Here is a 21,479-nt window from a genome sequence, read left to right as displayed (position 1 = left end):
TTTTTCTCCCTTCCCTTTCTCGCGATTGGGATGACAAAGGTCTGAATATCTTTCCCAATTACCAAAACTTTTTTGAAAAATATTTTCTATTTTTTTCTCCTGATGAGAGCAGCTTTGATTAGCTAGAAATAGTGGTAGAACACTCAGTTTTTCAACATTTAAAAAACCTTTCCGTCCGAAAGGGATGACAAAGGTAAGGTAGCTTTTTGATTCTGCAAACACTTTGTGAAAAATAAATGCAAATATTTTTGTAGCTCAGCGCATAAGGCTTTTAACAAGGCTCTATGACAGGTTTATATGATGTAAGAAAAACAAAAGTCTTGCCCTATTTGCGAGCAAGACTTCTTATTTAATGATTTTCTGGCGTCAGATTATGCCTGATCTACCTCTTCTTTAAGTTTGTTGATTGAAGCTTTAGCATCACCGAAAAGCATACGTGTCTTTTCACCAAAGAAAAGCTGATTCTGAATTCCCGCGTAACCAGTGCTCATACTTCTCTTGAGCACGATAACACTTTTTGCTTTTTCTACTTCCAGAATAGGCATACCGTGGATAGGACTGGAGGGGTCGTCCTTGGCAGCTGGGTTCACTACATCATTGGCACCAATCACCAGCACAACGTCTGTCGTCGCTAACTCTTTGTTAGCTTCTTCTAATTCCAATAGTTTGGGATAAGGCACATCTGCTTCTGCCAAAAGTACATTCATGTGGCCTGGCATACGGCCTGCAACAGGGTGGATGGCATATTTAAAATCTACTCCTTCCTCTTCCAACATACTCTCAAGTTCGTGTACTGTATGCTGTGCCTGGGCTACTGCCATACCATAGCCTGGTACCACCATCACTTTACTTGAATATTTAAGCTCTATGGCCAAATCGCTAGGAGATACTTCTTTCACTATTTGCTCTCTTCCTTCGCCAGCAGGTCCGCCACTACTACTAAATCCTCCAATGATAACATTAAATAAAGAACGGTTCATCGCCTGACACATAAGAATAGTGAGTATAGTACCGGAAGCTCCCACCAGAATACCGCCTACCAACATCACCTGATTATTGTAAATCAATCCGGCCAGCGCCGCGCCAATTCCAGTAAAAGAGTTGAGCAATGATATAACCACCGGCATATCTCCACCACCAATGGGTGTCACGAAGGTAATACCGTAAACCAAAGACACTGCCATCAGAATTAAGGCCCAGTTAAAATCAGCAGTGGGCATCATCATTATGTATGCGATAAGGCCAATGACAGCTACAAGTAGCAAAGCATTGACAACACGCGGGTAAGGGACAGTAAGCGAATCGCGCAGAAAGCCCTGTAATTTACCATATGCCACTAAACTTCCAGTAAAAGAAATGCTACCAATGAAGAGCGCAAAAAGTGTGGTAAATACCTGCCCATTCAATAAGGAAACTCCAGCTGGATAATTGTAAAACTCTACCAATGATACCAGCAAAGCACAGGCACCTCCCAGACCATTGAAGAGGGACACCATTTCGGGCATAGCGGTCATCTGCACTTTTTTGGCAGCAGTGATACCCACCACTGAGCCAAGTACGATACCACCAGCTACCCAGCCATAGTTATTTTGCTCAACTCCCAATGGGTATACCAGAGAAATGATAATGGCCAAGCCCATACCAGCGGCAGCTACTAAATTACCATTGCGAGCAGTATCCGGGCTACTCAGTCTTTTCAATCCAATGATGAAAAGAATGATACTAATGAGATATAAGAAGTCGTATATAGAGGTTGTCATGTATGGTTAGGTCTAGCGTTAGATAAGCAAGAAACAAGTGCTACTTCTTCTTCTTTTTATTTTTAAACATATCCAGCATGCGGTCAGTCACAGCATAGCCACCAACTACATTGATGCTTGCCAACGCAATGCCCAGAAAGCCCAAAATCAGAATAAAGTAATTGGTAGGATCTGCCTGGCGAATTAGAATGATCGCTCCAATGATGACTACACCACTAATAGCATTTGCTCCCGACATCAAAGGTGTATGAAGTACGGTAGGTACTTTTGAAATTACTTCTGTTCCTAAAAAAATAGCAAAAACCAGAATGTAGATCATCAAAAGGTTCTCGCTTATAAAAGTAATAAGTGCGTCCATAAAGGTTTGGCTTATAGTTTCAGGTTTTATTTTACTGCATATACATTCTTCCCTTCCTGTACAATACAGGTGCCACTGATCAGCTGGTTTTCCATGTCTAATTGCAGTTCTCCGTCTTTCAGCAGGATCTTCAGGAAGTTGAATACGTTTTTGGCAAAAAGCAGACTGGCATGCATAGGCATTTTAGCCTCCAGCGCAGAATCCCCTATAATGGTAATTCCCTTATGATCAATGGTCTTTTCATTCTGTGTCAGTTCACAATTACCTCCACCAGCAGCAGCAAGGTCTACGATAACACTACCCGGTTTCATTTTTTCTACCATTTCTGTAGTAATCAGAATGGGAGCTTTCTTTCCTCTTAACAAGGCGGTAGTGATAATGACGTCCGATTTGGTAGCACGGTCAAAGATCAGATCTCGCTGTTTCTGCTTATACTCTTCCGTTTGTTCTACCGCATAACCACCGGCAGCTTTGTCATCCCGGGCGCCTTCCACCTCCACAAACTTGGCCCCCAAGCTTTGCACTTCTTCCTTTACAGCCGGACGCGTATCAAAGGCCTCAACTACCGAACCCAGACGTTTGGCAGTGGCAATAGCCTGCAAACCCGCTACCCCTGCACCCAACACCAGCACTTTTGCAGGCGGAATACTGCCCGCTGCAGTGGTAAGCATAGGGAAATAGCGAGGCAGATGTGTTGCTGCTTCCAGTACCGCCCGATACCCTGCCATTGAAGCCATAGAGGAAAGCACATCTTTATCCTGTGCCAGTGTGGTACGCGGCATCATATCCATGCTAAACACATTGATAGGATATTGACTTAGCTTTTCAGGAACGCTTGCATCTTCGTAAGGACGAAAGGAGGAAATTACGGAAGCCCCCTGAGGTAGCTTACTTAAAACATCTTCAGCCGGGGGTCTGATACTTAACAACAAAGTAGTTTTGGAAATAATATCATCACGCTGGCTGATGGTTGCACCCGCTTCCTGGTACTCTGCATCGGAGATAAAAGTATTATCGCCTGCGCCTGACTCGATGAGAACTTGGTTGTTGTCGGTTAGTTTTTTCACTACATCCGGAGTGAGTGCCACCCGGGTATCAGCTTCTTCTTTAAGAACGCCTATTATCATTGATCTAGCTTATATTTAGCGTAAACATAAAAAATTTGTTCCTAATAAATGGGGGTATACTCAAAAATCTTACACCCTGATGCCTAGTCCTTTTTACTTGGGCGCCCCAATTTAGGCAAAAGAAATGCAAGAAGACAAATTTCTATGCAATCAGTTGCATTATTTCTTACCTTTTGATCTGAATATTTTTTTATAAACAGGTTTACGATAAAGAAACTGTAGCCAAAGCACAGGCAGCAGTAATAAATCCAGTAAAGGAGAGGGTGACCTGAAGGTAATATCATCCATGATTAGGCTTCCCTGAGGATGTTTTAGTATTCTGTGATGGTGGTGCCAGTATTTTAGAAAAAAAGGAAGTCTAGTGCCCTCATCTATAAAGTAAAATTCTTCCTGGTTTAAGCCATCTTCCACAATCTTACTTATCCACTGCTGTTTAAAAAAGATGAAATTGAGTTCCAGAGCTACTATATCTCCTTTTTTGCACCCATCAAAACGTAATAGCTTTACCGGGGGGAAAGGAGGATTGAGGCGCATGAAAAGTTCCTCATTGAATCCCTGCATTACTGTCTGATAGGGCTGCTCTACCACAGTACTTATTTTTATGTTCATATATTCAGACTGTTCATTGAGTTTACTTGCAAACAGTAAAGTGGCTATTACGGTTTTAGCCTCATACTTTTGCATACTCATTTATTCTCCAGTAATTGTTGCCTTTTAGAATGAGAAAGCGTGATAATTTGTATAAAACTGTAGATTAATTTTATAATACTGATTTACTGCGATGATTACGATAGTTGTGGGTACCAACAGAAAAAATGCAATTTCAGCCTCCATTGCAGCCTATTACCAAAAGGTGTTGCAAGAAAAAGGCGTAGAAAGCCAGATCATAAATCTGGTAGATCTGCCTGCCGACTTTACGGCTACTGCCTTATATGAGAATAATGGAAAGAATGATCAGTTTAATCGCTTCCGACAGGTTTTCAAGGAGCACGAAAAATTTGTTTTTATCATCCCTGAGTATAACGGCTCCTACCCTGGCGTACTCAAAGCTTTCATTGATGGTATGGATTACCCCAGCGGCTTGCAGGGCAAAAAATGTGCGTTGGTAGGGCTGTCTTCCGGTGTGCAGGGAGCGAGTATACCGCTGAGTCATTTTACTGATGTACTACATTATCTCGGCGTTCATGTGTTGGCCCTTAAAGTAAAAATGGGGGAGATCCATAGGTACCTAAAAGAAAATCAGCTTACAAGCAAAGTCTACGATGAGGTGCTTCGCCTGCAAGCTGATCAGCTTATAGCGTTTTAATACTTTCCTAATCTACATTGTCGTGCAGAAACTTGTTGTTACCGATGATATTATCATCATCATCTAAGGAGTAGCGCGACACATTACGGTCATTATAAGAAGGTGCACTGTACAAATGAATGTTTCTTCTTACATAAGCCGGCTCATTGTAAAAATCTTCTTTCTTGAAAATATCCTCACTGTTATCAGGAGAGCTGATGCTCTTACGTCCCTTTAACTTGAGCTTGCGCTCATAGGCTTCTTTCATCATCAGGTACCTTCTGCTGGAAGACATTTCACGAATCAGTCGTTCGTCTTCTTCTTTCTGCTGGCGCTGCTGTTCGGTTTCCTCTTCGTCTTCCTCATCCTCAAAATTCTCAATTTCAAAAGGAGGAGAAGGCGGTGCAGGCGTATTCCTCATATCCTGCGGTGGACTATCTGGCGGATTGGCCTCCGGTTTATCCTCCTTCTTAATTCTTTGGCTGGAGTCGAGGTCATAAACTCGTTTGGTATCTTCAGCCTCCTCATCATCCAGTTCGTTATTGAAGCCCGTAGCAATGACAGTTACCATAATCGCATCGCCCAGGGTATCATCCAAGCCATGACCGAATATTACTTCTGCCTCTTCACCCGCTTCAGTCTGGATGTGGTCAGTAATTTCGGTAAGCTCGTCCATCTGCATTTCAGCCTGCTCGCCTGAACGGATAGAAAGAAGAATCTTTCTTGCTCCCTTAATATTTTTATCATCAAGCAGCGGTGAAGAAAGTGCTTCCTCGGCAGCACGCATAGCACGGTGTTCGCCTTCTGCCTTGGCAGAACCCATTACAGCTGCGCCTGAACCAGCCATTACTGTCTTCACATCTTCAAAATCAACATTGATATAACCAGGAACCGTAATGATTTCGGCAATACTTTTGGCTGCGGTAGTTAATATGTTATCTGCCTGTGCAAATGCATTGGTCAGGGTCAGATTACCATAAACTTCTCTGAGCTTGTCGTTCAGAATTACGATCACGGTATCGCAATTATTTCTCAGTTCGCGAATACCTTCTTCGGCAGCACGCTGTTTCTTTTTACCTTCAAAGGCAAATGGCTGAGTCACAATACCCACGGTCAGGATACCAAGCTCACGGGCAACTTTGGCAATCTCGGGTGCTGCCCCAGTACCAGTACCACCTCCCATACCGGCAGTGATAAACAGCATACGCGTATCATTGCTCAGCAGCTCACGGATTTCTTCTTTGCTTTCTATTGCTGCGGCTTTTCCTTTTTCAGGATTAGCACCGGCACCCAAGCCCCGGGTAAGCTCTCCGCCTATCTGTAGTTTGTTGGGTACAGGGCTGATTTCCAGCGCCTGAGCATCGGTATTGCAGATGATAAACTCAACATCTTTAATACCCTGATTGTACATGTGATTTACAGCATTGCTACCGCCGCCACCAACACCAATAACCTTGATGATGGATTTATGCTGAGTGGGTAGATCGAATTCATAACTTCTGTCAGCCATAGTCAAAAGGAGTTTAAATAATTACCGTGGTTAATTTTTTATTCAAAGGAAAACCTTAATAGTTTTCTTTATCGTCAAAATCGTCAATAAGTATTTTTTTAGTTTTTTCCAGCATCTTACGAAAAAACATAGAGCCCTGCGTAGTTTCTTTTTCTTTCCGGGGCTTGTTGCCCTGCATCTCTTTATTTTTCTTTCTGATGTAATCCATGTTACGCTCGTCAATGGCCTTGAAGCCCGATAATACCAGGCCCACCGCTGTGGCAAACATGGGGCTTTTTACGGTTTCAATTTTACTTTTACCCATATATTCATTAGGGTAGCCGATACGAGCGTCCGTAGCACACATGAGTTCGCAGAGTTCTTTGGCAAACTGTAGCTGTGAGCCACCGCCAGTCACTACTACGCCACCGGCAAGCTTATCTTCATAACCGGAAGAAATGATCTCTGCATGTACCAGTTCAAAAATCTCCTGCATGCGAGCTTCAATAATATAAGCCAGGTTCTTGAGCGAAATTTCCTTGGGCGGACGATCTCTTAAACCGCGAATAGAAACAATTTCGTTGAAGCTTGCCTCTTCGGCTATTGCTTTACCAAATTTTACTTTCAGCAGTTCAGCCTGCTCTTCCATTACCGAACAGCCCTGCTTGATATCCTGGGTAAGTATATCTCCACCAAAAGGAATTACCGCAGTATGGCGAATGATACCGTCGTAGAAAATTGCCATATCTGTGGTGCCACCGCCGATATCTACCAGGCAAACACCAGCCCTCTTTTCTTCTTCACTCAGTACTGCCAGGCTGGAAGCCAGCGGTTCCAGTATCAGGTTTTCTATTTCCAGACCAGCTCTTTTCACACATTTGTTAATATTGTTGATGGCATGAGTCTGCGCAGTGATAATATGGAAGTCCGCTTCCAGCTTAACGCCTGACATACCAACCGGATCCACAATACCATCCTCATAGTCCACAGTGTAGTGCTGTGGCATCACATGGATAATTTCGCAGCCGGGAGGTGTGACGATACGGTACATATCGTTGGTAAGGCGCTCAATGTCTTCCATACGAATCTCCTCATCCAGTGAGTTGCGTGTGATGCTGCCATGATGGATTGAGCTTCTGATATGCTGACCGGCGATACCTACATTTACAGTATGTATCTCAATGCCTGATTGTTCTTCAGCAGATCTGATTGCTTTTTCAATCGCACTGATGGTCTTATCAATATTCGTCACGATGCCTCTTCGGACACCTTCTGACTTCGCTTTGCCCATTCCCAGCACTTCCAGTTTTCCGTATTCATTTTTGCGACCTACAATGGCACAAATCTTCGTTGTACCTATATCCAGTCCGACAACAATATTTTCTTCTTGCATAGCTTTATTGATTAGTCACACACAATTTGGTCCTGGTATTTCAGGTTTACTTTGTTATAGTAGTTCCATCCTTTACGTGGTAATACCTGCTCGTAAAAAACGGCTAACTTATTAAATTTCTCTGATATTTTTTCGGCTTTTCCGAATTCAATTAACTGCTTTCCCACCTGAGGATAAAGTAAAATATTTCCGTTAGACTCTATCTCCATCTGAGCGATCTGTGCTTTCCAGAATTCATCCTTATGGATAAAGTCTATCAGGCTAAATATCTGCGCTCCCTCCTCGCTTTCTTTAATTTTTTGTCTGAGCAATTTTCCGGTATACGCTCCGCTAATCAGCATGACCCGTGCTGTATATTTGTCAGACACCGGAAGAATTTCTCCTTCGTCACTGATATAGGCGTCGGGAGCGTCGCTACGCATGACCCGGGCTACCGGACGGTTCTGCTCAGCGTACACCAGCAGATTACCTTTCACATCTCTGTACACTTCTGCTCGGTGCACATATTTATTCATTTCTATTCGCCCCTCAAGTGCCTTGAGGTCCAGTTCCAGATTCTTTTTTCCTACTACATTATCGGCTCCGGCATCGGTCATCAGCATTTGCACATCCTGCTCATCAATAAAGTAGTTCTCGTAGCGATCGTCCACATGAATTAAGATGTGCTGGCAAACTTTTTCACTACGACGCTTCTCTGTCATGGCGATGATACTCATCACGCACAAAGAGAAAAAACAGATTTTGACCCATCTTTTGAATTTCATAGCCATTAATTTTTTGAGTCAATTAAACCGATCACTTCCTTAGCAATATGCTCGGCTGCCTTTGGCCGGGCCAGTTTTACAATATTCTCCGATAAAGCTTTCTGCTGCTGCTCATCCTTCAAAAGCTTAAGCGCCACGTCTATCATCTGCTCTTTTGCATCTTTGTCCATTACCATGAGCGCAGCATCCAGTTTCACCAAAGCCTCAGCATTCTTCCGCTGGTGGTCTTCCGATACATTGGGCGAGGGCACAAAAACTGTCGGCTTACTTACCAGTGCCAGCTCTGATATCGCCAGTGCTCCTGCCCGGGAGATGACTACATCTGCCGCAGCGTATGCCAGGTCCATCCTGCTCAAAAATTCATTCAGCTTAATGCCCTGCTTTTGCTCTATTGCATTGAGCCTGGTGGTCATCTCTTCATAATAAAACTTACCACACTGCCAGATCACCTGCGCATCCTCAGCCACCAGCTTATTGATTCCAGCAATCATGCTATCATTTAATGTTCTTGCACCCAGGCTACCTCCTACTACCAGCAGGGTCTTTTTGTTGGGGTCAAGATCAAAATATTTGAAGGCTTCTTCCTTTTTACTGTTCAGGCCTTCAGCCGCCAGGGCTACAATATCTTTGCGTACCGGATTTCCGGTAAAAACTATTTTTTCTTTAGGAAAAAACCTGTCCATCTCTTCATGCGCCACGCATACTTTTTTCACTTTACCCGCCAGCAGTTTGTTGGTCAGTCCGGCATAAGAATTCTGTTCCTGCAAAAGTGATGGAATATTCTTCCAGCTTGCTGCGTATAATAGCGGTCCACTGGCAAAACCTCCCACACCCACTACCGCATCTGGACGGAAGTCAGACAGTATTCGCGAAGACTGAAATAAGCTGGAAGTTACTTTCAGCGGAAAAGCCAGATTATCCAGCGTCAGCTTGCGCTGAATACCGCTTATCCAAAGGCCAATAATTTTATAGCCTGCTTCCGGCACTTTCTGCATTTCCATACGTCCCTTGGCGCCTACAAAAAGTATTTCAGTTTCCGGGTGCAAAGACTGTAGCGCATGCGCAATAGCGATGGCCGGATAGATATGTCCTCCGGTACCTCCTCCACTGATGATGATGCGATATGGTCTTTTTTCTGCCTGCATTAAGCCATTTGATATTTTGTTTCTTCCACTTCTTCTTTTTGCTTACTGGTACTCAGGATAATGCCCAGGGCAATTCCGGTAAACAAAAGTGATGTTCCCCCCATGCTTACCAAAGGCAGCGGCAGCCCTGTAATTGGTCCTAATCCAACTGCTACTCCCATATTGATCATCGCCTGTATAACGATGGCAAAGCTAAGCCCGGCGGACAGCAAGCCGCCAAAAGCTCTATCGCTTTTGGAAACGGCCTGCATACCACGGTAAAGTAGCGTTAAATACAAGAGGATCACTACAACTCCTCCTACTAAACCATACTCTTCTACTATAATGGCAAATACAAAATCCGAATAAGAATGCGGCAAAATATTGCGCTGATCGCTATTACCCCAGCCTTTGCCCTTCAGACCTCCAGTTGCGATAGCGATATAAGATTGCACGGCCTGGAAAGGCTCTTCTTCCCGGTCAATAAAATTTTCCAGACGGCTTCTGGCGGTTTCGGCACGCTGCCCCAGGAAGAGTGCGGCACTTCCGAACAAGCTACCTACCAGCACCAGCATAAACAGATACTTAAGCGGTACCCTGCCAATGAACATGAGCAGCATGCAGGTAGAAAACAACATAATGGCGGTAGAAATATCGGATAGCGCAATCAGTGCACAAATACCCCCACACCAGCAGAGCACCGGAATTAAGGTAGCTCTGAAATTTTTGATCGCCTGCTGACGACGGGATAGCATACCTGCCAGGTGCGTAATCAGGGCCAGTTTGGCCAAATCAGAAGGCTGAAATGCCTGGTTGACCAGCGGAATAGTAATCCAGCGCGAAGCCTGATTGATGGTATCACCATACATCCAGGTAAACAGCAACAGAGGTACTGAAAGCCAGAGGGCCAGCGTAGACACCCTGGCAAATATTCTGTAATTAGCTTTATGAACTACATACATCACCACCAGGCTGATCATCAGCAACGTAAGATGCTTGAACAGATAGTATTCGGTATTGCCACCCTGTAAACGATACGCCAGCGTACTGGTAGTGCTGTATACCACCAACACACCTGCAGCCGAAAGCAGCAGAACTACCATCCAGATCACCGGATCTCCGTGTAAGTATCGCTTTGCCAGTATCCTAATCATAGCTATCGTATTTTAAGCGTTACCAGTGTTAAAATTGCTAACATAAGTCCTACCAGCCAGAAGCGCGTCACGATTTTGGCTTCGTGTAATCCACCTTTTTGATAATGATGGTGCAGAGGAGACATTCTGAAAATCCGCCTCCCTTCTCCGTATTTCTTTTTGGTGTACTTGAAATAAGACACCTGCATGATGACAGAAAGATTTTCTATCACAAAGATGCCACACAAGAGGGGGATCAAAATTTCCTTTCTTACTGCCAGTGCCAACACTGCTATAATTCCACCAATGGCAAGGCTGCCTGTATCTCCCATAAATACCTGTGCAGGAAAGGAATTGTACCAGAGAAACCCGATACAGGCTCCTACAAAAGCTGTGGTAAAGATTACCAACTCTCCCAAATCGGGTATGTACATGATGTTGAGGTACTGCGAAAAGCGCAGATTACCTGACACATAAATAAAGATAGCCAATGCAAGTCCGATAATTGCTGAGGAGCCTGCTGCCAAACCATCTATTCCATCGGTAATGTTGGCTCCATTAGAAACCGCTGTAATGATGAAGGTAACTATCGCCAGATAGATGATCCAGGTAAAACGGTTATCAATTTGTATTAAACCAAAAGTGATGAAGGAGATGAAATTCTCGTAATCTGCTTCATTACCTTTGACAAATGGAATGGTGGTTTCTGTAGTTTTTACATCCTCATAAGCAGACTCCGGAATATCTAAAGCCGGATTATCTGACGAAGAAAACATTTCCAATACACTCTCATCAAATTCACGCACTACTACATCTTCGTGGAAAAAGAGTGTTGATCCTACAATCAGGCCTACACCTACCTGACCTACAATCTTGAACTTCCCAGCCAGACCCTCTTTATTTTTTCTGAATACTTTGATATAGTCATCTAAGAAACCCACCAGCCCCATCCATACAGTAACGATTAAGGCCAGGATGACGTAGATATTTTCCAGGCGGGCAAAAAGCAAAGTAGGGATGATGATCGCAGCAAGAATGATCAGGCCTCCCATAGTAGGCGTTCCTTTCTTCTGCATTTGCCCTTCCAGGCCCAGGTCTCTGATTTCTTCTCCTACCTGTTTTCTATGAAGCAAATTGATCAGCTGTTTGCCAAAAGTGATCGTGATGATCAGCGAAAAAAGTATAGACATTCCTGCCCTGAAGGAGAGGAATTGGAAAACTCCTGCTCCGGGTAAGTCAAACTCACGATTCAGATAGTCGAACAAATAATACAGCATAGTCTCTTTTGGCTTTTTAGCTCAGTGCTATTTGCCCTTTTGCATTTGATTAAATACTTCTTCTATGACCTGGAAATCATCAAAGTCATGTTTTACTCCTTTGATTTCCTGATAGGTTTCGTGCCCTTTCCCCGCTACCAATACAATATCCATTGCCTGTGCCATCATACAGGCAGTTCTTATCGCTTCCTTGCGGTTAGTAATCGACAACACTTTTTTGTAATTCGCAGCGCTCACTCCGGCACGCATATCTTCAATGATTTGCTCAGGGTCTTCGCTTCTGGGATTGTCAGAAGTAAGGATTACCTTATCACTGTAGCGTGTGGCAATGGCCGCCATTTCAGGCCGCTTGGTCTTATCTCTGTCTCCGCCACAACCCACCACACAAATCACCTGCTCATTTTTGGTGCGCACTTTCTGAATAGTTTTCAATACATTGTCCAAAGCATCCGGTGTATGCGCATAATCCACAATAGCGGTTACTCCGGTAGAAGAAACCACCTGCTCAAAGCGCCCTCTGGCTGGCTGCACATCCGAAAGTTGCGTTAGTACATCTTCAGGTGCCTCCCCCAGCAGTATCCCTACTCCATAAGCAGCCAGCAGATTGTAAGCATTGAAGTCACCAATGAGCTTAAACCAAACGTGCTGCGAAGGTATATCTTTTCCCCCGATTTCCATCTCCAATCCCTGAAGTGAATTGGACAAAACTTTACCTTTAAAATCACTGGCACTTTTAAGCGAAAAAGTATTTTTGCTGGCTTTGGTATTCTGCAACATGATCTGTCCGCGCTTGTCGTCAATATTGACCAGGGCAAATGCATCGGAACCCAGCTCATCAAAAAGTCTCTTCTTGGCATTGATGTAATTCTCAAAAGTTTTGTGGTAGTCCAGATGGTCATGCGTAATATTGCTGAATACCGCTCCGGCATATTTGATTCCTGCGATACGTCGCTGATCAATCGCGTGCGAGCTAGACTCCATGAAACAGTGCGTACAGCCTTCCTTCACCATCTGCGCCATCAGCGCATTGAGCTGTACCGCATCCGGCGTAGTATGAGTAGCCGGAATAATTTTGTCATTAATTTTATTATTGACTGTGGAAAGCAAGCCCGTATTGTAGCCCAGCCTGATAAACAATTGCTGTAAGAGCGTCACCACAGTTGTTTTACCATTAGTACCGGTAATACCTACCACTTTCATTTTAGAAGAAGGATTACCATAAAAGTTAGAAGCCATAATTCCCAGAGCCTCCGCACTTTTGTCCACTTCCACATAGGTGATTCCTTCCTGAGTCTTCTCTGGCATGCGCTCACAGACAATGGCTATTGCTCCCTTCTGGATAGACGAATCAATGAACTGATGTCCGTCTACCTGGGTACCGCTTACCGCTACAAAGACACTTCCCTGCTCCACTTTGCGAGAGTCAAACACGATGGAGGACACCTCAATAGAAGTATCGCCTACCGTTGAGCGAAGGGAAACTTTGTATAATATGTCTTTCAGAATCGCCATATCTCTCCTATCCTAATTGTAAATTTATCTTACTTCCTTTGATTACCTTATTGCCAGGCTGCTGCGATTGTTTTAAAACTCTGCCACTTCCCTGATAGTCTACTCTGAGTCCTCTGTTTTCCAGTAGAAAAATCGCGTCCCGCATGGTCATGCCCCGCACATCAGGTATGTATTCAAAGGAGGTGGTGCTTTCATTCCAACTCACTTTATTGCCAGCCCTTTGTGCTCTTACCCATTCGGCAGCATCAGTATGCTCATGCTCTATTGCCAGGGTCTTCATTACAGTCTGCAAATCATCGTAGCGTCCCGCCTGTATCACCGGAAATATTCCCTCTTCGCGAGCAAACTGCTTGGGCAGCGGCTCGTGAATCTCCAGATCGGTAGCATATATTTTGTCCGCAATATTTTTGAAGACCGGCGCCGCTACACTACTACCATATTGATGAAAACCTTTGGGATCATCAATGACTACAATGCAACTGTACTTAGGATCATCTGCAGGAAAGTAGCCTACGAAAGAAGTATAGTACTGACGCGTGTAGCGTCCGTTTTTAAGTTTTTGTGCCGTACCTGTTTTACCAGCAATTTTGTAGTAACTATTTTTGATATTGCTAGCAGTACCTTCTTCTACCACACTCTCCAGCATAGTCTTCACTTTCTCCAGTGTTTCCCGGGAGCAGATTTGCTCATTCAATACTCCACTCTGATAAATTTCTACTTCCTTATCTGCCTGCTTGACTGACTTGACGATAATAGGCTGTATCATCTTACCATCATTGGCCACAGCATTATAAAAGGCAAGTATCTGTATAGGCGTAAGCTTCAATTCGTAGCCAATTGACATCCAGGGCAGTGATACACCACTCCAACTTTTATCACCTGGTAGTTTAATATATGGCATACCCTCTCCTTTGATCTGAAAACCTACCCGGTCGGCCAGCCCCATGCTTTGGATATAGTTGACAAAGCGCTCCGGCTTCAGGCCAAAATGATGATTTACCCAACGGGAAATGGCGATATTGGAAGAATGAGAAAAGGCATCTTTAAAACTAATCATACCATATCCACCATATTCATGATCGGTCATTACCCTGTCATAAAATTCATACCTGCCATCTCCCGCATCAATGCTGTCGTTTAGGTTGAGGTGTACTTCCTCCATGAGAGCAATCACAGAAGCCAGCTTGAAAGTAGAACCTGGCTCAGTCAGCCCACCTACCGCGTGATTATAGCTTTCGCCATAGTTACCATTTTCGTAGCGGGTCAGGTTGGAGATTGCTTTTATCTCTCCGGTCTTCACTTCCATCACTACTGCTGAGCCGTAGTCAGCCTCATGTTCAATTAAAGCCTTCATCAAAGAAGACTGTGCCACATCCTGTATGTTGACATCAATGGTACTGACAATATCATATCCAGCCACCGGCTTCACCTGGGTGCCATCGTAAATAGGCTTCCAGTAGCTGCCTGCCATTTTCTGGAATAAACCTTTGCCATCTCTGCCTGCCAGATATTCATTGAAGCTGTACTCCAGGCCTGCACCTTTGTTATTTTCGTTGATATGACCGATAGTACGCGCACCCAGAAAAGAGAAAGGCTTGTAACGCTCATTCACTTTTTCAAAAATCACCCCTCCTCCGTATTTACCTTCACGGAAGACCGGCCATTTTTCCATTTCTTTTTTGCTGAGATAATTAATTTTCTCTCTGTTCAGTATCAAGTATTGACGACCTTTAGCACGGGCATTGAGGATACGACGCTTGTATTCTACCGGACTGTGATCTCCGAAGAAGCGGGACAGCAACATAGAAAGAGAATCCACAGAAGATTCCATCAGTTCATCACTTGCGATAGAAGGATCAAAAGCCACTCTATAAAAAGGCAGAGAAGTAGCAAGCAGGCTACCGTCTTCCGCATAGATATTTCCCCTTACTGCCGGTATTGTTTTATACTGCAGGTTGATCTCCTCTGCCATAGCCTTCCATTTTTCCCCTTCCACAAACTGAATCTCAGCCATGCGGAAAAAGAGCGCCAAAGCAAAAAGGGATACTACCAGAAAGGCAACCCTTACACGGAGCAATATGGATCTCTTGATACTCACTTTTCTTCCACTATAATTTTGTGTGGTGGTGTTTCACTTTCTTCCAGCCCAAGTTTCTTCACTCGCTTGGCTACTTCCGACTGCTTGCTCTCAAACATATAGTCAGCCTTAAGCGTGGTATAGTTTGCCCTGAGATCTTCTACTTCTTCATCCAGTCGGTTGATTTTTCTGATGGTTTTTTCTGCGTAATGATTATTGCCGATATAGAATAGCCCCAGGCAGGTAAAGTAGAGCACATAGGGAACAAAGCGAACCGGCAAGCCACTGTCAAAAGAAGTGTCTACTTTGAGCAGACGATCTATCTTGGTGAACAGACTTTCTCCTTTAGGTTTACTTTCTTTTGTTTTTATCTTATACCTGTTTTTTACTGCTGTCTTCATATTTTAGCGTTTTTCAGCAATTCTCAATTTTGCACTTCTCGCCCTGTTGTTTTCCCTGATTTCCTCCTGCGAAGGCATCAGCGGCTTCTTGTTTACAGCTTTCAGAGGCAGCTGAGGGTTTCCATAAAAATCCTTTTCCACCTCTCCATATAGTTTTCCTTTGTTGATAATGTTTTTCACCAACCTGTCTTCCAGCGAATGATAAGAGATCACTACCAGTCTGCCACCGGGAGCCAGCAGGTCTACACTCTGCTCTAGCATCTCTTCCAAGGCCTTAATTTCATCATTCACTTCTAACCTTAACGCTTGAAACACCTGTGCGTAGTATTTAGCCTCTCGACCTTTTGGTGCAAATTTGTTCAGCACCTGCTTCAAATCCTCTACCGTTTCAATCGTTTTGTTGGTCCTGGCCGCTACTATTGCCTGCGCCAAAGTCCTGGCATTTTTCACTTCTCCGTACATTCCCAGTAACTGATGTAACTCCTTTTCATGGTAGTTATTCACCACTTCTTTGGCGGTACGCTGCGCCTGCTGGTCCATCCGCATATCCAGGTCCGCTTCAAAGCGAGTAGAGAAGCCACGATCCGGCACATCAAACTGGTGAGACGAAACCCCCAGGTCAGCCAGAATTCCATCTACTTCGCTTACGCCATACAGCTTCAGGTAGCGCTTAAGATGACGGAAGTTTGCCTGAATAAAAGTCAGCGCCAGGCCTTCAGCATTCTCTGCCGCATCCTGATCCTGATCAAAAGCATAGAGCCTTCCCCCCTGCAGTCTATCCAGAATAGCAGCGCTATGCCCACCCCCTCCAAAAGTCAGGTCCACGTAGGTGCCCTCTGACTTCCACACGAGTCCGTCAACACTCTCTTTAAGAAATACAGGTTTATGATACATCAGGACTTTCATTATTTTCCCTATCAGGATCCATGTCATTATACAAATGCTTCTGCGCCTGCGCCGAAAACTCTTTGGGGTCTTTGAACAAATACTCTTCAAAAGTTATCGGATTCCAGATCTCTAAGAAATTTCCGTTTCCGGCTATGATTACCTCTCTTCCCAGCCTTGCGTACTGAGCCATTCTTTTGGGTATTAAAAATCTCCCCATGTTGTCCAACTCCACTTCCATACTCCCTCTAAAAAAATTGCGCTGTAATTTTCTTTGCTCTTCATTAAAACTACTGAGTGAAGAAAATTTTTCGTACTTTTTAGTGTACTCTTCAATCGTATAAATAATCAGGCAAGGTTCAAATCCCTGACTGAGTACAATTTCATGTTTGGAGCATTCCGGAAGCTTTGCTTTTACCTTTGCAGGAAGCAAAACCCTACCTTTAGCATCCAATTTGCATTCGTACTCACCGGTGAAAATTGCCATGTACTGTAAATAGCTATTTAAAACAAACTTAATAAAAATTATGATAACCTCCTCCACTTCTTCCCACTTTTTCCCACGATTTTTTACAATTTTTTATGCTCAAAACTTACGTTTCTGTACAATTTAGAGGGTTGTACTTATTAAAAGTACAAATTGGCAATTTAATATAACATATGTTATTTTTTATTATTTTATGTTATTAATCAACCCCTATACTGCTAACAAAGATTATTCAGCACCCGGTAATTTGCCTGAATGAAGTATATTGGCCGTTTTTTGATGAATGAATAAGCGCAGCAATTTTTGGGGATTTTGAGAAAAGATATGGCCTATAAAAAAGTCCCTAAAATCCAATACATCTTTGATGAATTTCTTACTTTGCTCCCTGTTTCTAAAATAATTTTACCTATTTGACATCTCACAGGTGTAATATTCTGTTACATAAGCATATGACTTATTTATCTTATCCTATGTATAGCAAAACTCTACTCTACCTACTCTTTTTATCATTTGTTTTTGGAGCATGTAACCCTCCTGCCAACACCTCAGATAAACCTAAACTTTTGACCGGCACATGGAGGGCGGAGCTAGACATTCAGGATCAAAAACTACCTTTCACTTTTGAAGTAGCTGAAGTAGACAGCATGGAATATGAAGTCCATCTGATCAATGGGGAGGAAAAACTTTTGATAGACGAAGTGAGTGTGGAAGGCGACTCGCTCATCATGCCCATGAGCTTTTTTGATACCCAGATCAGAGCGAAGATATACGGCGAAAAACTGCAAGGAGTGTTCATCAAAAATTACGCTGAAGATTACCGCCTGCCTTTCACTGCTACCTATGGAGAAGATTATCGTTTTATCCAAAGTAGCAATCAGGAAGCAGAAGGTTTTGAGGGGAAGTGGGAGGTACAGTTTGAAGGAGACTCAATCCATTCTGTCGGTATCTTTGAGCAGCAGGGGGATTATGTGACAGGCTCGTTTCTTACCTCTACCGGTGACTATCGTTTTCTGGAAGGAAATGTAAAAGGCGACACCATGATGCTTAGTACTTTTGATGGTGAGCATGCTTACCTTTTTGAAGCCCGCATGCAGCAAGATGGTTCGCTACAGGGTGACTTCTGGTCGGGCAAAAGCTACCACAATACATGGACTGCTGTAAGAAATGAAGAAGCGGAGCTGCCCAATCCCAATGAGCTTACTTACCTGAAAGAAGGGTACGACAAAGTAGAATTCACTTTTCCAAACCTGGAAGGTGAGTCTGTTTCACTTAGCGACGAGCAGTACCAGGGCAAAGTGGTAATCGTACAGCTTTTCGGAACCTGGTGCCCCAACTGCATGGACGAGACAAAATTCTATGCCGACTGGTACCGCCGCCACCAGGGCGAAGGTGTAGAAATCATTGGGCTGGCCTATGAGCGCAAAGATGATTTTGACTATGCCAGCAGCCGGGTTAGGAAGATGATTGAAAAACTTGATGTGGGCTATGACTTTCTGATTGCCGGAGTTTCCAGCAAGGAGGCCGCCAGTGAATCGCTACCTATGCTCAACCGGGTGATGTCCTTTCCTACCTCCATTTTCATTGATAAAAACGGGCAGGTACGTAATATACACACTGGCTTTAGCGGCCCCGGTACAGGCGTCTACTACGAACGCTATGTAGAAGAGTTTAATGAGTTGATGGACAAGTTACTTGCTGAAGAGGCAAATGTTTAAGTAACGAACAACTGGTAACTACCCGGTATTGTAAATCTGACAGTACTCAAAAAGAGAGCAAAGCATAGCCTTTGAGCTGGTACTCGGTTAGGATGGTCATGGCAGAAATAGAAACGGCTACATCCGGGTGCAGGGTTTCGTCGGCATATCTGCGAGCAATCAGAGATTGTCCGCACACATGCATTTCCACTCCTGCCTCTGTGAGGGCATGAATGAGACTGTCATTAGGATTATCCACACTAAAATGTTTTTGGTAGGCCTCATTACTTAAAACTACGGGAGTGGCCAGATTATGAACTACAGCTACGATTTTGATATTTTCTTTGGGGACTCCTCCCTGCACATGCAGGTTCAGCGTACGGGCAATATTGATCAGAGAGCGATTCTCTTCCTCCGCAATCTCAGCACCACCTTTCACATCAATCACTATTTTATATTCCAGGGAAGGATCGGGATGTTTAGTCGCTTCAGGAATTTCATAAATACCACCGTATTCTGGCACAGCAGGATTTTGTCTGTTCTGGGCATAGCCTGTCAGACAGATTACTATTAGCAAAGTAGCGGTAAGGAACAAGTGCTTATACATAAGGAATTGGTTAATTAAAACCTAATGATAGCGGAATTGAACAAGTTCACCTAAAAAGTGGGATATAACTGTTTCATAGCCATAAAAAAAGGCTCCCGAAGGAGCCTCTTTCATCTGCTTACCAATAAACTAACCTAACTGCCGAACTAATTTTACAATTTTATCCTGAGTTGCTTTATCAGCATAATTTTTATCTTCCATTCTTCCTACTCTGATACTTTTGCTATAAGCTTCAATGGCTTGTTCAGGAAGTTTATTCATTTCGTAATAATCTCCCAGCACTTTCAGATTATAAGAAGTCTCTTTAATTTCTACTGATTTTTTAATCCATGCTGCTGCTTCTTTAAGGTTTACTCCTTTCTTAATACATTTTTCTGCAGCCTCAGCATAAGTATGCCAATCATCCGGGCTGGCGGCTTCTACTGCTTCACGGGCTTTTTCGGTAGTCTTGTCTACATCTACTCCTGCAAATGCACTTACGTTTACAACTATGGCTACTAAAGCTAGGATTAAAGTTTTGGTAACTGATTTCATGTCTTTCAAAATTTGGGTTAAAAAAAGTTAATGTTGTTTGATAACTCTATTGACCAACGGTATGCCAAAAATATAAGCGACTGAATAGCAAATGATTATGAAGAATGAACATATCTTCAAGTGTTCTCTAGCGGACACTTTTGTCACAGGAGCGAACACAATAACTTGCTCTAAAGCAGCAGCAGGGTCAATTCCATAAGTACAATTTTCTTTTTGCGCTAAAATGTTAATTTTGTAGAAGGCAAACTTATAATAAGAAAGCAATAGCAGCATAAGTTGGAGGCCTTGCTGTGGAGGACTACATGGACGTAAACACAATACTCAGAACCCAATATGAGCTCAAGGAGCTTGAACTGAACTCTTTGCTGGAAGTAACGCAGGCTATCAACAATAACCTTTCGGAAGACTCCCTTTATAAGATTTTTAACTTTACCCTGCGTGCCAATCTGAACATTCAGAAGCTGGCGCTCTATGTTCTGATGGAAGAAGAGAGCAACGCAGACCATTGGGAGTGTAAAACTAACTTCGGAACAGAGATCAGCTTTACCAATGTAATGCTGGACGAACATTTCCTTTCTATTAATCAGATTACTCAGATAGAAGAGCTTAGTGAGCCGGGCCTCTTTGAGGAGTTTGATATTGTCATACCAGTATCGCATAAAAACAGAATTCTGGCCCTGGTATTCTTGGGTGGGCTACAAAAAGAAATTGACGGTCAGCAAACGGAGATCGGCACTACCTTCATCCAGGCACTTAGTAATATCATTATCGTGGCCATTGAAAATAAAAAGCTGGCCCGACGCCAATTGGTACAGGAGGCTATGCGCAAAGAAATGGAGATTGCCCGTCAGGTACAGCAGTTTCTTTTTCCCAAAGAGTTGCCCCAGCATGAAGGGCTAAAGGTAGAAGCCAGCTATATGCCTCACCACTCTGTGGGGGGTGACTATTATGATTTTATCAAACTTACCGCCACTCATTCTCTGTTCTGCATCGCCGATGTATCGGGCAAAGGAGTACCAGCGGCAATACTGATGTCTAACTTTCAGGCGGCTCTACGCACTATTGTACGACAGACCATGAACCTGAGAGAGGTTATCTCAGAACTCAACTATCAGGTGATGCAAAGTGCCAATGGTGAAAACTTTATTACTTTCTTTATAGCTATTTATGATGAGGAAGTAAAGCAACTTCGCTATGTAAATGCCGGTCATACACCTCCCATGCTCATTGATGTCAATAAGCAAATCCAACTTATGGACCAGGGAACGGTCATGCTGGGGAGCTTTCATCCCCTCCCTTTTCTTAATGAAGGGCTGGTAGAAGATATAGACAACTTTATGCTCTTTGCTTATACTGACGGACTTACCGAAACTTTTAATCAGAATGATGAAGAGTATGGAATGGAACGCCTACAAGAGTTTCTTGTACGCCATGCTGACCTAAGCCTGCCAGACATCCACCGTTACCTTTTCAAAGAGCTGGATGAATTTAGCGGAGGTAATGAATACCATGATGATATCACCTTTATGTCAGTCATGGTAAATACTAACCTCGGTAAAGAGCCTTCATAGG

At 43.5% G+C, this 21,479-nt stretch carries 20 protein-coding genes; 3 read left to right on the top strand and 17 right to left on the bottom strand.

Translation table 11 applies throughout. From position 1 onward, the window contains the following. Positions 1-371: 371 nt before the first annotated feature. The 4 genes from WJR50_RS24780 to WJR50_RS24765 all read right to left on the bottom strand — a co-directional run bounded on the left by WJR50_RS24780 (position 372) and on the right by WJR50_RS24765 (position 3,854). On the bottom strand, positions 372-1,760 hold the full coding sequence (locus WJR50_RS24780) for an NAD(P)(+) transhydrogenase (Re/Si-specific) subunit beta (protein ID WP_341295992.1): 1,389 nt from the start codon (positions 1,758-1,760) through the stop codon (positions 372-374). 40 nt (positions 1,761-1,800) lie between these two features. Beyond that, positions 1,801-2,118, bottom strand: a complete 318-nt coding sequence (locus tag WJR50_RS24775) for an NAD(P) transhydrogenase subunit alpha part 2 (protein WP_277487574.1) — start codon at positions 2,116-2,118, stop codon at positions 1,801-1,803. Positions 2,119-2,144: 26 nt separating this feature from the next. Continuing rightward, positions 2,145-3,245: a Re/Si-specific NAD(P)(+) transhydrogenase subunit alpha gene (locus WJR50_RS24770; protein WP_341295991.1), complete on the bottom strand. Its 1,101-nt coding sequence runs from the start codon at positions 3,243-3,245 to the stop codon at positions 2,145-2,147. Positions 3,246-3,404: 159 nt separating this feature from the next. Further along, a complete protein-coding gene (locus WJR50_RS24765) occupies positions 3,405-3,854 on the bottom strand; it encodes an SRPBCC family protein (RefSeq protein WP_341295994.1) in 450 nt (149 codons plus the stop codon). A gap of 172 nt (positions 3,855-4,026) precedes the next feature. On the opposite strand from WJR50_RS24765, the gene WJR50_RS24760 reads away from it, so the two are divergent. Further along, positions 4,027-4,551 (top strand): NADPH-dependent FMN reductase, encoded by a 525-nt coding sequence (locus WJR50_RS24760; protein ID WP_341295990.1) that lies wholly within the window; start codon positions 4,027-4,029, stop codon positions 4,549-4,551. A gap of 7 nt (positions 4,552-4,558) precedes the next feature. On the opposite strand, the gene ftsZ is transcribed toward WJR50_RS24760, so the two are convergent. From ftsZ to mraZ, 11 genes are read right to left on the bottom strand one after another with little or no spacing between them, the layout of a single operon-like run. Then, positions 4,559-6,040 (bottom strand): cell division protein FtsZ, encoded by a 1,482-nt coding sequence (gene ftsZ, locus WJR50_RS24755; RefSeq protein ID WP_341295989.1) that lies wholly within the window; start codon positions 6,038-6,040, stop codon positions 4,559-4,561. A gap of 55 nt (positions 6,041-6,095) precedes the next feature. Next, positions 6,096-7,412: a cell division protein FtsA gene (gene ftsA, locus WJR50_RS24750; RefSeq protein ID WP_341295988.1), complete on the bottom strand. Its 1,317-nt coding sequence runs from the start codon at positions 7,410-7,412 to the stop codon at positions 6,096-6,098. 11 nt (positions 7,413-7,423) lie between these two features. Next, a complete protein-coding gene (locus WJR50_RS24745; protein WP_341295987.1) occupies positions 7,424-8,176 on the bottom strand; it encodes a cell division protein FtsQ/DivIB in 753 nt (250 codons plus the stop codon). 5 nt (positions 8,177-8,181) lie between these two features. Then, positions 8,182-9,321 (bottom strand): undecaprenyldiphospho-muramoylpentapeptide beta-N-acetylglucosaminyltransferase, encoded by a 1,140-nt coding sequence (gene murG / locus WJR50_RS24740; protein WP_341295986.1) that lies wholly within the window; start codon positions 9,319-9,321, stop codon positions 8,182-8,184. After that, positions 9,321-10,454 carry an FtsW/RodA/SpoVE family cell cycle protein gene (locus WJR50_RS24735; protein WP_341295985.1) on the bottom strand — a complete coding sequence of 378 codons (1,134 nt, stop codon included), beginning with the start codon at positions 10,452-10,454 and terminating at the stop codon, positions 9,321-9,323. Before WJR50_RS24735 ends, murG begins: the two co-directional genes overlap by 1 nt. A 2-nt stretch (positions 10,455-10,456) precedes the next feature. Beyond that, positions 10,457-11,710, bottom strand: a complete 1,254-nt coding sequence (mraY, locus tag WJR50_RS24730; RefSeq protein WP_341295984.1) for a phospho-N-acetylmuramoyl-pentapeptide-transferase — start codon at positions 11,708-11,710, stop codon at positions 10,457-10,459. A gap of 27 nt (positions 11,711-11,737) precedes the next feature. Then, a complete protein-coding gene (locus tag WJR50_RS24725) occupies positions 11,738-13,222 on the bottom strand; it encodes a UDP-N-acetylmuramoyl-L-alanyl-D-glutamate--2,6-diaminopimelate ligase (RefSeq protein WP_341295983.1) in 1,485 nt (494 codons plus the stop codon). Positions 13,223-13,229: 7 nt separating this feature from the next. Further along, entirely contained in the window at positions 13,230-15,320 is a 2,091-nt protein-coding gene (locus WJR50_RS24720; protein WP_341295982.1) for a PASTA domain-containing penicillin-binding protein, read from the bottom strand. Beyond that, positions 15,317-15,700 carry an FtsL-like putative cell division protein gene (locus WJR50_RS24715; RefSeq protein WP_341295981.1) on the bottom strand — a complete coding sequence of 128 codons (384 nt, stop codon included), beginning with the start codon at positions 15,698-15,700 and terminating at the stop codon, positions 15,317-15,319. The genes WJR50_RS24720 and WJR50_RS24715 overlap by 4 nt, the downstream gene beginning before the upstream one ends. A gap of 3 nt (positions 15,701-15,703) precedes the next feature. Continuing rightward, positions 15,704-16,594 (bottom strand): 16S rRNA (cytosine(1402)-N(4))-methyltransferase RsmH, encoded by an 891-nt coding sequence (gene rsmH, locus WJR50_RS24710; RefSeq protein WP_341295980.1) that lies wholly within the window; start codon positions 16,592-16,594, stop codon positions 15,704-15,706. Then, complete coding sequence (gene mraZ / locus WJR50_RS24705) at positions 16,584-17,072, bottom strand: division/cell wall cluster transcriptional repressor MraZ (RefSeq protein WP_341295979.1); 489 nt, start codon at positions 17,070-17,072, stop codon at positions 16,584-16,586. The genes rsmH and mraZ overlap by 11 nt, the downstream gene beginning before the upstream one ends. Positions 17,073-17,521: 449 nt before the next feature. Here mraZ and WJR50_RS24700 point away from each other — a divergent pair, with 449 nt between their 5' ends. Then, the gene (locus WJR50_RS24700; RefSeq protein ID WP_341295978.1) at positions 17,522-18,787 is read left to right on the top strand and encodes a peroxiredoxin family protein; all 1,266 of its coding nucleotides are present in this window, start codon (positions 17,522-17,524) and stop codon (positions 18,785-18,787) included. A gap of 46 nt (positions 18,788-18,833) precedes the next feature. Here WJR50_RS24700 and WJR50_RS24695 read toward each other — a convergent pair whose 3' ends face one another. Together WJR50_RS24695 and WJR50_RS24690 are read right to left on the bottom strand one after the other, a co-directional pair. Continuing rightward, positions 18,834-19,373: a DsrE family protein gene (locus tag WJR50_RS24695; RefSeq protein ID WP_341295977.1), complete on the bottom strand. Its 540-nt coding sequence runs from the start codon at positions 19,371-19,373 to the stop codon at positions 18,834-18,836. A 129-nt stretch (positions 19,374-19,502) separates the two neighbouring features. Next, positions 19,503-19,907 carry a tetratricopeptide repeat protein gene (locus WJR50_RS24690; protein WP_341295976.1) on the bottom strand — a complete coding sequence of 135 codons (405 nt, stop codon included), beginning with the start codon at positions 19,905-19,907 and terminating at the stop codon, positions 19,503-19,505. Positions 19,908-20,209: 302 nt separating this feature from the next. On the opposite strand from WJR50_RS24690, the gene WJR50_RS24685 reads away from it, so the two are divergent. Continuing rightward, positions 20,210-21,478, top strand: a complete 1,269-nt coding sequence (locus WJR50_RS24685; protein WP_341295975.1) for a PP2C family protein-serine/threonine phosphatase — start codon at positions 20,210-20,212, stop codon at positions 21,476-21,478. Position 21,479 lies beyond the last annotated feature (1 nt).

It is taken from the genome of Catalinimonas locisalis (assembly GCF_038039535.1).
Classification (GTDB): Bacteria; Bacteroidota; Bacteroidia; order Cytophagales; family Cyclobacteriaceae; genus Catalinimonas.
This window is presented reverse-complemented; position numbering and strand designations above follow the sequence as displayed.

Coding starts and splice junctions, on each gene's coding strand:
- WJR50_RS24780 (WP_341295992.1), bottom strand. CDS start 1,760: ATGACAACCTCTATATACGACTTCTTATATCTCATTAGTATCATTCTT.
- WJR50_RS24775 (WP_277487574.1), bottom strand. CDS start 2,118: ATGGACGCACTTATTACTTTTATAAGCGAGAACCTTTTGATGATCTAC.
- WJR50_RS24770 (WP_341295991.1), bottom strand. CDS start 3,245: ATGATAATAGGCGTTCTTAAAGAAGAAGCTGATACCCGGGTGGCACTC.
- WJR50_RS24765 (WP_341295994.1), bottom strand. CDS start 3,854: ATGAACATAAAAATAAGTACTGTGGTAGAGCAGCCCTATCAGACAGTA.
- WJR50_RS24760 (WP_341295990.1), top strand. CDS start 4,027: ATGATTACGATAGTTGTGGGTACCAACAGAAAAAATGCAATTTCAGCC.
- ftsZ (WP_341295989.1), bottom strand. CDS start 6,040: ATGGCTGACAGAAGTTATGAATTCGATCTACCCACTCAGCATAAATCC.
- ftsA (WP_341295988.1), bottom strand. CDS start 7,412: ATGCAAGAAGAAAATATTGTTGTCGGACTGGATATAGGTACAACGAAG.
- WJR50_RS24745 (WP_341295987.1), bottom strand. CDS start 8,176: ATGAAATTCAAAAGATGGGTCAAAATCTGTTTTTTCTCTTTGTGCGTG.
- murG (WP_341295986.1), bottom strand. CDS start 9,321: ATGCAGGCAGAAAAAAGACCATATCGCATCATCATCAGTGGAGGAGGT.
- WJR50_RS24735 (WP_341295985.1), bottom strand. CDS start 10,454: ATGATTAGGATACTGGCAAAGCGATACTTACACGGAGATCCGGTGATC.
- mraY (WP_341295984.1), bottom strand. CDS start 11,710: ATGCTGTATTATTTGTTCGACTATCTGAATCGTGAGTTTGACTTACCC.
- WJR50_RS24725 (WP_341295983.1), bottom strand. CDS start 13,222: ATGGCGATTCTGAAAGACATATTATACAAAGTTTCCCTTCGCTCAACG.
- WJR50_RS24715 (WP_341295981.1), bottom strand. CDS start 15,700: ATGAAGACAGCAGTAAAAAACAGGTATAAGATAAAAACAAAAGAAAGT.
- rsmH (WP_341295980.1), bottom strand. CDS start 16,594: ATGTATCATAAACCTGTATTTCTTAAAGAGAGTGTTGACGGACTCGTG.
- mraZ (WP_341295979.1), bottom strand. CDS start 17,072: ATGGCAATTTTCACCGGTGAGTACGAATGCAAATTGGATGCTAAAGGT.
- WJR50_RS24700 (WP_341295978.1), top strand. CDS start 17,522: ATGACTTATTTATCTTATCCTATGTATAGCAAAACTCTACTCTACCTA.
- WJR50_RS24695 (WP_341295977.1), bottom strand. CDS start 19,373: ATGTATAAGCACTTGTTCCTTACCGCTACTTTGCTAATAGTAATCTGT.
- WJR50_RS24690 (WP_341295976.1), bottom strand. CDS start 19,907: ATGAAATCAGTTACCAAAACTTTAATCCTAGCTTTAGTAGCCATAGTT.
- WJR50_RS24685 (WP_341295975.1), top strand. CDS start 20,210: ATGGACGTAAACACAATACTCAGAACCCAATATGAGCTCAAGGAGCTT.